The 12,665-nt window shown below is 71.7% G+C and carries 11 protein-coding genes; 6 read left to right on the top strand and 5 right to left on the bottom strand.

The annotated features are described in order from the left end of the window. Window positions 1-46: 46 nt before the first annotated feature. Window positions 47-2,677 (top strand): class IV lanthionine synthetase LanL, encoded by a 2,631-nt coding sequence (gene lanL / locus O3W51_RS15460; RefSeq protein ID WP_331284072.1) that lies wholly within the window; start codon window positions 47-49, stop codon window positions 2,675-2,677. An 83-nt stretch (window positions 2,678-2,760) separates the two neighbouring features. On the opposite strand, the gene O3W51_RS15455 is transcribed toward lanL, so the two are convergent. Continuing rightward, entirely contained in the window at window positions 2,761-3,645 is an 885-nt protein-coding gene (locus tag O3W51_RS15455; protein ID WP_138352830.1) for a sigma-70 family RNA polymerase sigma factor, read from the bottom strand. A 103-nt stretch (window positions 3,646-3,748) separates the two neighbouring features. Here O3W51_RS15455 and O3W51_RS15450 point away from each other — a divergent pair, with 103 nt between their 5' ends. Continuing rightward, entirely contained in the window at window positions 3,749-4,510 is a 762-nt protein-coding gene (locus O3W51_RS15450) for an SDR family oxidoreductase (protein ID WP_138352831.1), read from the top strand. 10 nt (window positions 4,511-4,520) lie between these two features. Here the strand turns inward: O3W51_RS15450 and O3W51_RS15445 are convergent, their stop codons facing one another. Beyond that, window positions 4,521-4,874 (bottom strand): ArsR/SmtB family transcription factor, encoded by a 354-nt coding sequence (locus O3W51_RS15445; RefSeq protein ID WP_138352832.1) that lies wholly within the window; start codon window positions 4,872-4,874, stop codon window positions 4,521-4,523. A gap of 98 nt (window positions 4,875-4,972) precedes the next feature. Between O3W51_RS15445 and O3W51_RS15440 the strand changes: the two genes are divergently transcribed. Further along, a complete protein-coding gene (locus O3W51_RS15440) occupies window positions 4,973-6,331 on the top strand; it encodes an NAD(P)-binding domain-containing protein (protein ID WP_138352833.1) in 1,359 nt (452 codons plus the stop codon). Window positions 6,332-6,526: 195 nt separating this feature from the next. Then, window positions 6,527-8,998: a SpoIIE family protein phosphatase gene (locus tag O3W51_RS15435; RefSeq protein ID WP_138352834.1), complete on the top strand. Its 2,472-nt coding sequence runs from the start codon at window positions 6,527-6,529 to the stop codon at window positions 8,996-8,998. Between the two features lie 48 nt (window positions 8,999-9,046). Here O3W51_RS15435 and O3W51_RS15430 read toward each other — a convergent pair whose 3' ends face one another. Next, the gene (locus O3W51_RS15430) at window positions 9,047-9,697 is read right to left on the bottom strand and encodes a DUF1707 SHOCT-like domain-containing protein (RefSeq protein ID WP_269286196.1); all 651 of its coding nucleotides are present in this window, start codon (window positions 9,695-9,697) and stop codon (window positions 9,047-9,049) included. Between the two features lie 95 nt (window positions 9,698-9,792). Further along, window positions 9,793-10,173, bottom strand: coding sequence for a recombinase family protein (locus O3W51_RS15425; RefSeq protein WP_187145122.1), 381 nt, complete (start codon window positions 10,171-10,173; stop codon window positions 9,793-9,795). A gap of 354 nt (window positions 10,174-10,527) precedes the next feature. Here O3W51_RS15425 and O3W51_RS15420 point away from each other — a divergent pair, with 354 nt between their 5' ends. Beyond that, entirely contained in the window at window positions 10,528-11,325 is a 798-nt protein-coding gene (locus tag O3W51_RS15420) for a maleylpyruvate isomerase family mycothiol-dependent enzyme (RefSeq protein WP_244809575.1), read from the top strand. 20 nt (window positions 11,326-11,345) lie between these two features. On the opposite strand, the gene O3W51_RS15415 is transcribed toward O3W51_RS15420, so the two are convergent. Then, window positions 11,346-11,756, bottom strand: coding sequence for a DUF1003 domain-containing protein (locus O3W51_RS15415; RefSeq protein WP_269286193.1), 411 nt, complete (start codon window positions 11,754-11,756; stop codon window positions 11,346-11,348). A 247-nt stretch (window positions 11,757-12,003) separates the two neighbouring features. Between O3W51_RS15415 and O3W51_RS15410 the strand changes: the two genes are divergently transcribed. Continuing rightward, entirely contained in the window at window positions 12,004-12,627 is a 624-nt protein-coding gene (locus tag O3W51_RS15410) for a DoxX family membrane protein (protein ID WP_138352838.1), read from the top strand. The last annotated feature ends 38 nt before the right edge of the window (window positions 12,628-12,665 follow it).

Raw genomic sequence — 12,665 nt, 5'->3', positions numbered from 1 at the left:
GTCCACCGTCGGCAGAACCGATCCTTTGAGGCCGGAGCCGGCACCGGTGCCGGCTCCGGTGCCGGGCTCGGTTCCGGGGTCGGTTCCGGGGTCGGGGTCGGTTCCGGGCGGGTCCGCGCCGGACCTGGGGGAGCGGCTCGACGCGCTCGTGGCCGGTCACGAGCGTCGCCGTAGTGCGGATGATGTCTGGCTCTATCTGTTCGATCCGCGTATGCCGGCGATGGAGCACGGCTGGAAACTGCACGTCTCCGCCCGGCCCGACGACCTCGCCGGGACCATGGAGCTACTCGTCCCGGTGCTGCTGCGCTACACCTGCGAAGCGAAGTTCGCGCGGAGCGCCGCGGTGCTGGGGGAGTTGAACGCAGGGGTGCGGGACCAGGCCCTCGTCGGGAAGGCGGTCACCGTCTATCCCCGCGGGCAGGATGTGGCGGCGCTCGGCAGGGAACTGGCCGAGGTCCTGGCCGGGCGCGCCGGACCGCGGGTGCTCAGCGATCGCCGGGTGCGGCCGGACGCTCCGGTCTACTACCGGTACGGCCCCTTCCGGGCGCCCGGGGCGATCGGAGCCGGCGCGTCGGCGCTCCTCATGACCGGTCCTGACGGTCAGAGCTTCGCCGGTCGTGCGAGCAGCCGGTACCGCCAACCCCCTTGGACGAAGGATCCGTTCGGGGCGGCCGCGCCCGGCCCGGGGCGACCTGCCACGCGCCTTGTCGGCGGCAGATACCGGCTCACCGGGGGCATCGCGCGGTCCCCGCACGGGGACGTCTACCGCGCTGTGGACACGGTGACCGGTGGCCGGGTGGTGGTCAAGCAGGCCAGAGCGTATGCCGGCGAGGACGAGCACGGAGTGGACGCCCGTGGCCGGTTGCGCAACGAACGTGCCGTGCTGGCGGCGCTGGACGGCCTCGACGGCGTGCCGCGCGTCGTCGACCACGTGCGGCACGGCGAGGACGAGTACCTGGTCACCACGGACTGCGGTCCCCGTGACCTGCGCCGCGACGTGCTGGAGCACGGGCCTTATGGTGCAGATCCCCATCACACCGGGCGTCAGATCTTCGCGCTGGCACATCAGTTGCTGGCCTCGCTCGACGCGGTGCATGCCCGAGGGGTGGTGGTGTGCGACCTGAAACCGGGCAACGTGGTCATCGGCTCGGACGGCATCTGTCGTCTTGTCGACTTCGGCATCAGTGCTCTGGGGTCTCGTCGCCCGGCCGGTGCGACACCCGGCTACACCCTCCCCGTGTACCGCGCCGGAGCCCCGCCCCACCCGGCGGACGACCTCTACGCACTCGGCGCGACCCTGCACTTCGCGCTGACCGGCATGGACCCGGTGGTCGTCGACCCCGACCACGCCGTCAACCGTGACCGGACACTGGCCTGCTTGGACGGCGCGCTGCCCGGCGCCGCCCACCGTCCGGTCCGCGCGCTGGTCGCCGGGTTGCTCAGCCTCGATCCCGCGGAACGAGTGGCCTGTGCGGGACGGTTACGGGCCGGCCTGCCGGAACCGGTCGGCGGGCGCCGTCCGCCGACTCCGCCACGGATCACCGCCGGGCTGCTGGACGACGTGATCGCGCACACCGTCGCCGGTTGTGTGCGCGCCTCCCGGTCACCCGCCGGGCCGGGCGGACGTCACACGGGCTCGACCGTGACGCTCTACGCGGGCTCGGCCGGGGTGGGCCTGGAACTCCTGCACCACACTGACCATCCAGGCGTACCGCAGGCCGTCGCCGACCTGGCCCGCCGAACGGCGGAACACCCCGAGACGGCCGCGCTGTCCGCTGCCCTGTACACCGGCCGTACCGGAGTGGAGCTGTTCCTGGCATCGGCCGCCGACGCGTTCCCGTCTCCTCACGGTGGCCCGGCGCCCTCGGATCCGCCCGGCCTGCTGCACTACGACGGCAGCGGTGACCAGATCGGCGGTGCGGCAGGCACCGGAACGGGCCAACTGCTCCTGGCACACCGGGCCCGCGTTGCGGGACATCAGGAGAGGGCAGCCGCGCACCTGGCCGCAGCGGGCCGATGCGCCCGGGAGCTGTTGAACCGGACCGGGCAGCCCGAGGAAGAGGGATCGGGGCTGCCGCAGGCACCCTCGCTCGCGGCCTACGACCAGGGCTTCGCTCACGGCAGGGCGGGAATCGTCCACTTCCTGCACGTCTACCACCGGGCCACCGCCGACCGGGCCGTCGGTGCTGCGGCCCGGGCCGGCCTCACTCAACTCGCCGCGGACACCCGCGGCCTGCTCGCTGCCGCCGCCGGCCCTGGCGCCTCCCGGCGCTATGGATCGTGGTGTCGCGGAATGGCGGGCATAGGCGCCGTCCTGATCGCGGCGGGCAGCCGGGACGAGGACAGGGAGCTTCTCGAACTCGGCCTGCGCTGCGCCCGGGTGTGCCGCGCGCTCGCACCGCGGATGAGCCTGGTCTCCCAGTGCTGCGGTCTGGCCGGCGTCGGCGAACTGCTCGTCGACGCGGCCGTCGCCACGGGCGACGACAGCTTCTGGCGGGACGCGGAAGACGTGGCGGGGCTGATCCTGGCCCGTAGTGGCGGGACCGCCCGGCAGCCGTTGCTGCCTGACAACACCCTCGTCGGCTCCGACGCCGCCTGGGCGACGGGCAGCGCGGGAGTGCTGTCCTTCCTGCGCCGACTGCGCGACCACGGCGGGCAGCGTCTCTGCGGTGCGTGACACGTCAGGTATGCGCCGCATGCATTGATGCCGGGAGCACTTCGTATCCGTGCTCCCGGCCGTGCTGAGGGTGTTGAGTCAGGTCAGCTGTCGAGGACGGCGAGGTCGACCTGGTGGAGGGCATCCGGGTCGGCGATGATCTCGATCTCGGTGACCAGGTCATCGGTGATGGTGAAGTCGAGCACCAGGTACAGCCGACCGAAGGGGGCCATGGCGAGCCCGACCGTTCCGTTGACCAGCGCCGCCACGGTGGACCGAGCGCGTTCCATGGCGGCCATCGCGCCCTTGGCCACGGTCTGCGCGCCGCTGATGAGGATGGGCTCGGGGGTGGGGACGACCGACCTGTCGGCCCGGAGTACGACATCCGGGTGCAGCAGGGCGACGAGCGCGTCGAAGTCGCCGCCTCGGGTGGCGGCCAGGAAGGCGTCCACGACCCGGCGTTGGCGGGTCAGATCGGTGTCGGGGACCGCCGTTCCCCCCTTGACCCGGCGGCGGGCCCGGCTCGCGAGCTGCCGTGTGGCGGCAGGGGAGCGTTCGATCAGCGGGGCGATCTCGTCGAAGGGCACGGTGAACATGTCGTGCAGCACGAAGGCGAGGCGCTCGGGCGGCGTCAGCGTGTCGAGCACCACCAGCAGGGCCAGGCCGACGGAGTCGGCCATCAACGCCTCCTGCTCGGGATCGACCCCGTCCGGCCGGCCGAGGGCCGGGTCGGGCTCGTGGAATGCGAGGGGTTCCTCGCGGCGGTGGTCGCGCGAGCGCAGCATGTTCAGACACACGCGTGACACGACGGTCGTCAGCCAGCCGCCGAGGTTCTCCACGCTGCCGGCGTCGGTACGACTGAGGCGCAGCCAGGTCTCCTGCACGGCGTCGTCGGCCTCGCTCACCGAGCCGAGCATCCGGTAGGCCACGGCCCGAAGGCGAACCCGGTCCTCCTCGAAACGCTCGATCAGCGATGCGTTCTCGTCCATCGGTCACATTCCTTCGTCGCCGGGGGTCATAGCAGTAGATCCACAGAACCGAGCTGAAGGTACCGGGAGGCCGACTCCCGGACCGAACGAATTTGGAGCAGCCATGACGTCAACGATCCTGGTCACCGGTGGTACGGGCACTCTGGGCGGCCACGTCGTCCCCCTGCTGCGGGCGGCCGGGCGCGAGGTTCGCGTCCTCAGCCGGCAGCACCGTGAGTCCGTGGACGGCGTCGCGTACGTGAGCGGCGATCTCCTCAAGGGCGGGGGAATCGAGGCGGCGGTGGACGGCATCGATGTCATCCTGCACCTCGCGGGCGGCCCCAAGGGCGATGACGAGGCGACCCGGAATCTGATGCGGGCCGCATCGCGTGCCGGAGTGCGACACGTGGTGTACGTCTCCGTGATCGGCACGGACAAGATGCCGCTGGGCTGGTTCCAGGCCAAGTTGGGCGCGGAGCGGGCCGTCGCCGAGTCCGGCATCCCGTGGACGACGCTGCGCGCGGCCCAGTTCCACGACCTGGTCCTGACGGTGGTGGAGAAGATGGGGAAGCTGCCGGTGATCCCGGTCCCGGGCGGACTGCGGTTCCAGCCGGTCGACTCGCGTGAGGTCGCGGCCCGGCTGGTGGAACTGGCCCTCGGCGAACCGGCCGGCCTGGTGCCCGACCTGGCGGGGCCGAAGGTGTACGGGATGGCCGACCTGAGCCGCGGCTATCTGCGGGCGCGCGGCAAGCACCGCCTGATGATGCCGGTGCGGATGCCCGGAAAGGCCGGCCGCGCCTACCGGGCCGCCGAGAACCTGTCGCTCGACGGGGCAGCCGTGGGCGAGCGGACCTGGGAGGACTTCCTGGCGGAGCGGGTCGGCTGACACCCCGGTTTCAGGCGGTCAGTACGCCGGCCATGGCGGCGAGCACCGCGGGGACCACGCGGTAGTAGACCCAGGTGCCCCGCCGCTCGGAGGTGAGGAGGCCGGCCTCGCGCAGCTTCTTGAGGTGATGGCTGACGGTGGGCTGCGAGACGCCGACGTCGGAGATGTCGCAGACGCAGGCCTCCCCGCCGTCGTGCGAGGCGACCAGGGAGAACAGCCGCAGCCGGACCGGATCGCCGAGAGCCTTGAACATCGCCGCGGTCAGTTCCGCCTCGAGGACGGTCAGCGGCCGCTGCGTCAGCGGCGGGCAGCACGGCACGGCCGGCCGCAGAACCGGCAACTCGGCAACCTCTGAATTCGACATGCGTCTATGTTGACACCCATCGATGCCGGTGGCAAGGTTCACTGTATCGATGCATGTCGAAACAGCGCCGTCCTGCCGCTCTGAAAGGCTCAACCGCCATGAGTACGACCACCGTCCTTCCCGTCGTCGTCATCGGAGCCGGCCCCGTCGGGCTGGCCGCCGCCGCCCAGCTCCTGGACCGCGGACTGGAACCCTTGGTCCTGGAAGCCGGGACCGGTGCGGGCAGCGCGGTGCGCGAGTGGGGGCACGTGCGGCTCTTCTCCACCTGGAGCGAGGTCGTCGATCCGGCCGCGGAGAAGGTGCTGGCCCCCACCGGCTGGCTCCGCCCCGACGGGACCACCTACCCCTCAGGCGCGGACTGGGCTGAGAAGTACCTGCAGCCGCTGGCGGACGCTCTCGGTGACCGGGTCCGGTACGACGCCCGGGTGACCGGTGTGTCACGGGCCGGACGGGATCGCGTCGTGGACGCCGACCGTGCCGAGCAGCCCTTCACCGTTCACCTCACCGGTTCCGGCGGGGCCGAGGAGCGGATCACCGCCCGCGCCGTCATCGACGCCTCCGGCACCTGGTCGACCCCCGCCCCGCTGGGCGGCGACGGCCTGCCGGCGCTCGGCGAGCGCGCCGCCGCCGACCGCATCGCCTACCGCGTCCCGGACCTCGCAGACCCGGCCGTCCGCGCCCGGTACGCCGGCAGACGCACCGCTGTCGTGGGCTCCGGCGCCTCCGCGTTCACCGCGTTGGCCTACCTCGCCGACCTCGCCAAGGATGCCCCCGGCACGCACGCGGTGTGGATTCTGCGCCGTGGCCTCAGCGGCAGCACCTTCGGCGGCGGCGAAGCCGATCAGCTGCCCGCCCGCGGCGCCCTCGGCCTGCGCGCGAAAGCGGCCGTCGAGGCCGGTCACGCCAATGCCGTGACCGGATTCCGCACGGCCGCTGTGGAGCGTGACGGCGGGCGGCTCGTGCTGGTCGGGGAGGACGGCACCCGGCTGGAGCCGGTCGACGAGATCATCGGCCTGACCGGTTTGCGCCCGGACCTGTCGTTCGTCGGCGAACTGCGCCTCGGCCTGGACGAGCGCCTGCAGGCGCCCGTCGCACTCGCGCCGCTGATCGACCCCAACGTCCACTCGTGCGGCACCGTCTACCCGCACGGCGTCAAGGAGCTCTCCCACCCCGAGGCCGGCGCCTACCTGGTCGGCATGAAGTCCTACGGTCGCGCGCCGACGTTCCTGGCCATGACCGGCTATGAGCAGGTCCGCTCCATCGCCGCGTCCCTCGCCGGCGATCACGAGTCCGCCGAACGCGTCGAGTTGACCCTGCCCGAGACCGGAGTGTGCGGCGGAGCGGGGCTCTTCGACGAAGCCGAGGCCCCCACCGACGGCGGCGGCTGCTGCTCGGCCCCGGCCACCCTTCAGATCGGCACGGCCGCCCCCGCACGCACCGCGTCGGGTGGCTGCTGACGGTGGTGCTGCCCGGCGGCCGTACGCCGCCGGCCCGGTGGTGGGGCCGGGCTCGTGGTTGCGCCATTCGGGTGTACCGGTGGGTGGGGCGGACCCGGCCGGTGCCCGACGGGGGAGCCCCGGGCGTACCGGAGCGGTTGTGGCGCCAGGGCTCCGGGCCCACCATGAGGTAGTGGATTAAGGCGGAACTGTGCGATGGACGGAGCTGACGGGGTGGACTCCCGTGGACCCCTCGACGTCACGAGAGCAGCCACAGCGGTTGTCGATGCCCGTGGCAGGGTCATCGGGTGGAGCCCGGCGGCGGCGGAGCTGCTCGGCTACGAGGCGCACGACGTGCTCGGACGCCCCGCTGACGACCTGCTGGGGCGCCGTGCGGGCACCGGCGAGCACGCCGGCCCGCCAGGGGCGGAGCGGAGTACCCGCAGCGTGGTCCTCCATCTGCGGCACCGGGACGGCCGCTCGCTGCGGATCGCCACGACGATGGTCCCGGTCTCCTCCGAAGGGGCCGGGCCGGCCTGGCTCGTCGTAGCCGCCGATTCCGAGGAGCTGGCCCAGTGGGAGGCCCGGCAGGCGATGCTGCAGGGGCTCATCACCCGCTCCTCCGTCGGCCTCGCCATCTACAACGCCGACATGCGGGTGATGTGGATCAACGCCGAGCTGAACCGCGAAATGGGGTCCACCCAGTACGTCGGCATGTCCCCGGACGAGATGATCCTGGACGCCGAGATTCTGTCCGAGGGGTATCCGTCCACGCTGGAACAGGTCATGAGGAAGGTGTTCGCCACCGGCGAGCCCGTCATCGATCTGCACTACGGCGGCCGCGCGCCCGTCGATCCGGAGCACGACCGCGTCTGGTCGTGCTCCTACTACCGGCTTCAGGACGCCCAGGGCAATTCGCTGGGCATGTGCGAGGAGTCGGTGGACATCACCGACCGTTACCGGGCCCAGCAGCGACTGGCCCTGCTGGTGCGCGCCGGAGCGCGCATCGGTACGACCCTGGACATGAGCCGCACGGCCCGGGAGCTCGCCGAGGTCGCCGTCCCGCAGTTCGCGGACTCGGTCACCGTGGACCTGCTGGAGGCGGTACTGGAGGGGGACCAGACCACGCCGGGGACCACGGCCGGACGGCGGCTGGTCCGAATGTGGGGGGAGACCGGGCAGGACGGCGGGACGACGGCCGAGGGGGGCCGGCGACGTACGGCGCGACAGTTGGTCGACTACCCACCGGCATCGGCCCAGGCCCGCAGCCTGACCTTGGGCCGGAAGGTCCTGGAGACCGGCACGAAACCGCAGGGCACAGCGCACGACGTGAAGGACACGCGGGAACCGCTGCTCCGCTCGTGTCTTGCCGTGCCGCTACGGGCCGGGCGCAGCCCGATCGGGCTCGTCACGTTCTTCCGGGACCGGGACACCAACCCGTTCGACGAAGGTGAGCTGGACCTCGCCGACGAGCTCGTCGCGCGTACCGCGGTCTGTATCGACAACGCCCGCCGGTTCACCCGTGAGCACACGGCCGCCCTCAGACTGCAACGGAGCCTGCTGCCGCAGAGCCTGCCGCCGCAGACAGCCGTCGAGCTGGCGTACCGGTATCTGCCCGCCGACAGCCGGGCCGGGGTCGGCGGCGACTGGTTCGACGTCATTCCGCTGTCGGGCACACGTGTCGGCCTGGTGGTCGGGGACGTGGTCGGGCACGGCCTGGGAGCCGCCGCCACCATGGGGCGGCTGCGCACCAGCGTCCGGGTGCTCGCCCAGCTGGACCTCGCCCCGGACGAACTCCTGACCCGGCTGGACAACCTGGTCGGGCAGTCCGCCAAGGAGTGGGCCGCGGTCAGGGGCGTGCGGGGCGGCGGGCCGGAGGACGACGAAGCGGTCGGCGCGACCTGCCTGTACGCGGTGTACGACCCGGTGACCGGACAGTGCAGCATGGCGCGCGCGGGCCACCCGGTGCCGGCCGTGGTCGACGCGGAGAGCGGCCTCGTCAGCTATCCGGAGCTTCCCGCGGGCCCGCCCCTGGGACTGGGCGGCCTGCCCTTCGAGGGCACGGACCTGCAGCTGCCCGCGGGCAGCCTCATCGCGCTCTTCACCAATGGTCTGGTCCAGTCCTCCGACCGCGACATCGACGCCGGGCTCGACCGGCTCGACGAAATCCTCGCCGAGCACCGGCGCCCCCTGGAAGAGCTCGCCGACCGGACCGTCTCGACGCTGCTCCCCGGGCCGTCGGACGACGACGCGGCCCTGCTCCTCGTCCGCACACGGAGGCTCGACAAGTACCGGGTGGCCGTGTGGGAGCTGGCCGCCGACCCGGTCATGGTCGGCCGCGCCCGCGCCGCTGCCACCGGGCAGCTCGGCGAATGGGGCCTGGACGACGTCTCGTTCACCACCGAACTGATCGTCAGCGAGCTGGTCACCAATGCCATCCGCTACGCCGAGGGCCCCATCCTGCTGCGGCTCATCCGCGATCAGACCCTCATCTGCGAGGTCTCCGACTCCGGACACACCTCACCCCATATGCGCCATGCGGCGAGCGACGACGAAGGCGGCCGCGGCCTCTTCCTCATCGCCCAGATGACCGAGCACTGGGGAACGCGCTACACGCCGACGGGCAAGACGATCTGGGCCGAACAGGACCTGCCGCCCGCGGGCAGCGCGGAACGGGCCGACGCGTAGCGGAACGGGCCGCCCCGTAGGCCGCAGTCGACGCCGCCACGCTCTACGTCAGCGGGCGATCGACTTCATCGGCCCGGGCCGGCGCAGCAGCCACTGCAGGAAACCGCGGCGGGGCGGCTTGGGCGGTCGCACCGTGATGCTGCCGCTGCGCACCTTCCCCGTCACATGGATACGCAGCCGGATCGGCGTCCCGGCGGAGACATGCGCCCGATGGCGCACGCTGCCGCTGCTCACCGCGACCTCGTCGACGTCCACGAAAACGTCCGGCGGCACTATCAGGGTCACCGACCCGCTGCGCACCGACGCTTCGATCTCCAGGGTGGGCGATCCGATGACGGCACGGGTGAAGTCGAGAACGACGGAGCCGCTGTTGGACTCGATCTCCATCTGCCGGGGCACCGACCACGTGCCCTCCCGCTTCGCGCTCGCGCTGTCGACCGCGATCCGCGACCTGTCCTTCGGTGCGGGGGAGGAGACACCGCCACCCGCCCACGCCGGTCCGGGCGCCGGCAGATCGGTGAGCACCGCTTCGAGTTCTCGGTAGGTACGCGCCGTCAACGCCACCTCGAGCCGTTCGTCCAGCTCTTCGGCGGTCAGCCGGCCGTCTCCTGCGGCGACCCGCAGCCGCTCCACGACCTGGTCCCGGTCTTCGTGAGACGCGCGCAGTTCGCCGTGATCGGGTACCAATTCACCGGACATGCCCACACTGTAGTGGTTGTCCGACGAGGGGACACGGGAGCCGGTCGGAGGGGCGGCGGTCGGCTCTGTTGCGTTCGGAGCGTTCGCTGTCCGCCCTAGCCGGCGAGGGAGGGGTACGGCGAGGGGGAGAGTTCCCGGCGCTGCGGAAGTTCGACGACCTCGGCGCCGCATCCCCGGACGAAGTCCATCACGGAGTCGGCCGTGCGGTCGTCGAGGGAGAACACCCAGCGACCGGGTATCAACACCGTGTCGATGGTCCCCACCGCGACCCGGGCGAGCAGCAGGCTCAGCTCCGGCCGCACGGCCCGACAGGAGACGCCGTTGTCCAGGAAGATCTCCGGGGCGTGGTGGCCGAGCCGGTCGGCGTGCTCCTCGAGGGCGTGCAGATGGACGGCCATCCGCCATTGGTCGTACGGGTAGCAGCGGAGATAGGCGGCGATCCGCGCACGACCCCGATAGGTGTCCGCCGTGGACATGACCGCCTCCTCGTTCACCCGGGCGCCGGATTCACCGGAATCGCCGGAGCGGCCGGGTCCAGGCGGGGATCTGTCCCACGACCCGCTACATACCGCCCATAGTGGACGGGAGAAGTAGTTGTTGTCTATACCATTGGCGGTAAATCTTTGGGCAGGGGGTCCCCGGGCGGTGGGACCGGACCCGGCCCCGGGTACGTGCCGCCCGCGATGCCTGGGTGCGGTCGTCCGCCCCCGGCTGGTGCTGTGGCAGGCTGCGAGGAGAAATCCGGCTGCCCGGACCGTCGACTCCCGGGCCCGGAGATATCACGGAGGTACGCCACGGTGAGCACATCGTCGGATCATTCGCGACGCACAGTGACGTCGGCCGATCACCGCGCTGCCGTCGCCACCGAGACCGATCGCTTCGTGGCGGCGGTCAAGGGCGCCGACCTGACGACCTCGGTGCCGAGCTGCCCGGGCTGGACGCTTGCCGACCTGGTCAAGCACACCGGGAGCGTGCAGCGCTGGTTCTCCGTCCTGCTGCGCCAGCAGGTCCAGGAACGGCCCAGGAGCCGCGACGTCGAGCTGCGGCTGCCTCCGGCCGAGGACGGCTACCCCGACTGGTTGACGGCGAGCGCCGCCGAGGCCGCGAGCGCCTTCGCGGCCACCGAGCCCGATGCCCCGATGTGGGTGTGGGGCGCGGATCACCATGCCCGGTTCTGGGTGCGGCGGATGCTCTTCGAGACGCTGGTGCACCGCACCGACGCGGAACGCGCCCTGGACCTGCGACCGGTGATCGACCGCGACCTGGCGGCCGACGGCGTCGACGAGTTCCTGACCAATCTGCCGTTCGCCGCGTCCTTCGCGCCCAAGGTGTCCAACCTGCGCGGCGACGGGAAGACCATCCGGTTCCAGTGCACGGACGTCAACGGCGACAGCGACGGCGACGTCAACAGCAACGGTGACTGGCTGGTCCGGCTGCGGCCCGACGGCTTCGGGCTCGACCCGCGCCCGCCCGGGTCGGCGACGCCTGCCGCCGACGCCACCGTGCGGGGCGCCGCAGCGGATCTGCTGCTGCTCCTGTACGGCCGGCTCGACCGTGACGCGGACCTCTTCGGGATCGAGGGCGACGAGGAACTGCTCGCGCACTGGTTCGCCAACTCGGAGTTCTGAGGCACCCGCACCACCGAACGTCAGGCGTTGCCGTCGGCCTCGCCCGATGCCAGTCGGCGGTGGATTTCCGTGGTCATGGCGTGGATGGCGCGCGTCAGCTCGGTGTTGGTCTTGAGCTCCAGCTCCTGCTCGACGAAGTCGTGATCCGCCTTGGCCTGCTGGAACACGGCCTGCCGATTCTGTCCGATCATGACGAACGTCGACAGGAAGATCGCCTCGAGCGATACGACGAGCGTCAACGTGGGCCAGGGGTTCGACTCGGCGACCAGCATCCAGACCAGGAAGGCGACGGCGTGGAGATAGACGAACATCATGGAGCCGGCGAACTTGGTGATCGCGTCGGCGATGCGCAGCTGAAGGTCGGAAGAACGACTGGCGCGGTGCGCCACGACAACCGGATGATGCCGCGCGTGGTCGTCGGGCCTGCTCATCGGGATCTACCGCCTTCTGGGGTCGTCGACCGGTGCCGTGGCGCCGGATGAACTCGCTGCATGGTGTCAGACCTGCGGATCCCGGGCCCGGGCGCGTTCCCGGTCGGCCGAACGGGCCCTCGGAGTAGGGACGTTCGGCCCGGTCGTCGGGACTGCGGGCCCCTGCGGTCCCGGCTGCCGCGACGGCACATTGAGAGCGGACGCGGTTGCCGCGTCCGTCCTCCAGATCCCGGAAGGGATGGCCATCATGGCAGTCCACGAGCACCCGCAGCAGCACACCGGGTTCCACCTGCCGGTACGGCGCAGGGCCGGTGCCGCGGCGGTGTCCGGCACGGCGCCCGCTCTGGCGGTCACGTCGACCGGCGCACGGGTCCTCGCCGGGATCCGGGTCCTGACGGGGTTCATCTTCCTGTGGGCCTTCCTCGACAAAGCGTTCGGCTGGGGTTACGCGACCGCGTCCGGCAAGGGCTGGGTCGACGGCGGCTCGCCGACGAAGGGCTTCCTCAGCGGGGTCTCGGCCGGTCCCATGGAGTCCACCTTCCATTCCTGGGCGGGTGCCGGCTGGGCGAACTGGCTGTTCATGCTCGGCTTGCTGAGCATCGGCGTGGCCCTGACGGCCGGTGTCGCACTGCGGTTCGCCGCCGTCGCGGGCACCGCCATGATGGCGCTGATGTGGATGGCGGAATGGCCGCCGGCCCGGCACGGCTCCGACGGAACGCTGAGCATGTCCAGCAACCCGCTCGTCGACTACCACCTGCTGTACGCGGCGGTCATGATCGCGCTCGCCGTCGCCTCCGCCGGCACCGTCTGGGGCCTCGGCCGGATCTGGGCGCGACTGCCGGTCGTCCGCGACCACCGCTGGCTGCTCTGACCCCCACCCGGCACCCGCCCAGCACCGTTCCGTCAGGT

The sequence above is a fragment of the Streptomyces sp. H39-C1 genome, assembly GCF_027158125.1.
GTDB classification, from domain to species: domain Bacteria; phylum Actinomycetota; class Actinomycetes; order Streptomycetales; family Streptomycetaceae; genus Actinacidiphila; species Actinacidiphila fildesensis.
This window is presented reverse-complemented; position numbering and strand designations above follow the sequence as displayed.

Bases quoted from the DNA above. Each gene is read 5' to 3' on its own strand.
- O3W51_RS15440 (WP_138352833.1), top strand. From the start codon at position 4,973: ATGAGTACGACCACCGTCCTTCCCGTCGTCGTCATCGGAGCCGGCCCC.
- O3W51_RS15435 (WP_138352834.1), top strand. From the start codon at position 6,527: ATGGACGGAGCTGACGGGGTGGACTCCCGTGGACCCCTCGACGTCACG.
- O3W51_RS15450 (WP_138352831.1), top strand. From the start codon at position 3,749: ATGACGTCAACGATCCTGGTCACCGGTGGTACGGGCACTCTGGGCGGC.
- O3W51_RS15430 (WP_269286196.1), bottom strand. From the start codon at position 9,697: ATGTCCGGTGAATTGGTACCCGATCACGGCGAACTGCGCGCGTCTCAC.
- O3W51_RS15415 (WP_269286193.1), bottom strand. From the start codon at position 11,756: ATGAGCAGGCCCGACGACCACGCGCGGCATCATCCGGTTGTCGTGGCG.
- O3W51_RS15455 (WP_138352830.1), bottom strand. From the start codon at position 3,645: ATGGACGAGAACGCATCGCTGATCGAGCGTTTCGAGGAGGACCGGGTT.
- O3W51_RS15445 (WP_138352832.1), bottom strand. From the start codon at position 4,874: ATGTCGAATTCAGAGGTTGCCGAGTTGCCGGTTCTGCGGCCGGCCGTG.
- O3W51_RS15410 (WP_138352838.1), top strand. From the start codon at position 12,004: ATGGCAGTCCACGAGCACCCGCAGCAGCACACCGGGTTCCACCTGCCG.
- O3W51_RS15425 (WP_187145122.1), bottom strand. From the start codon at position 10,173: ATGTCCACGGCGGACACCTATCGGGGTCGTGCGCGGATCGCCGCCTAT.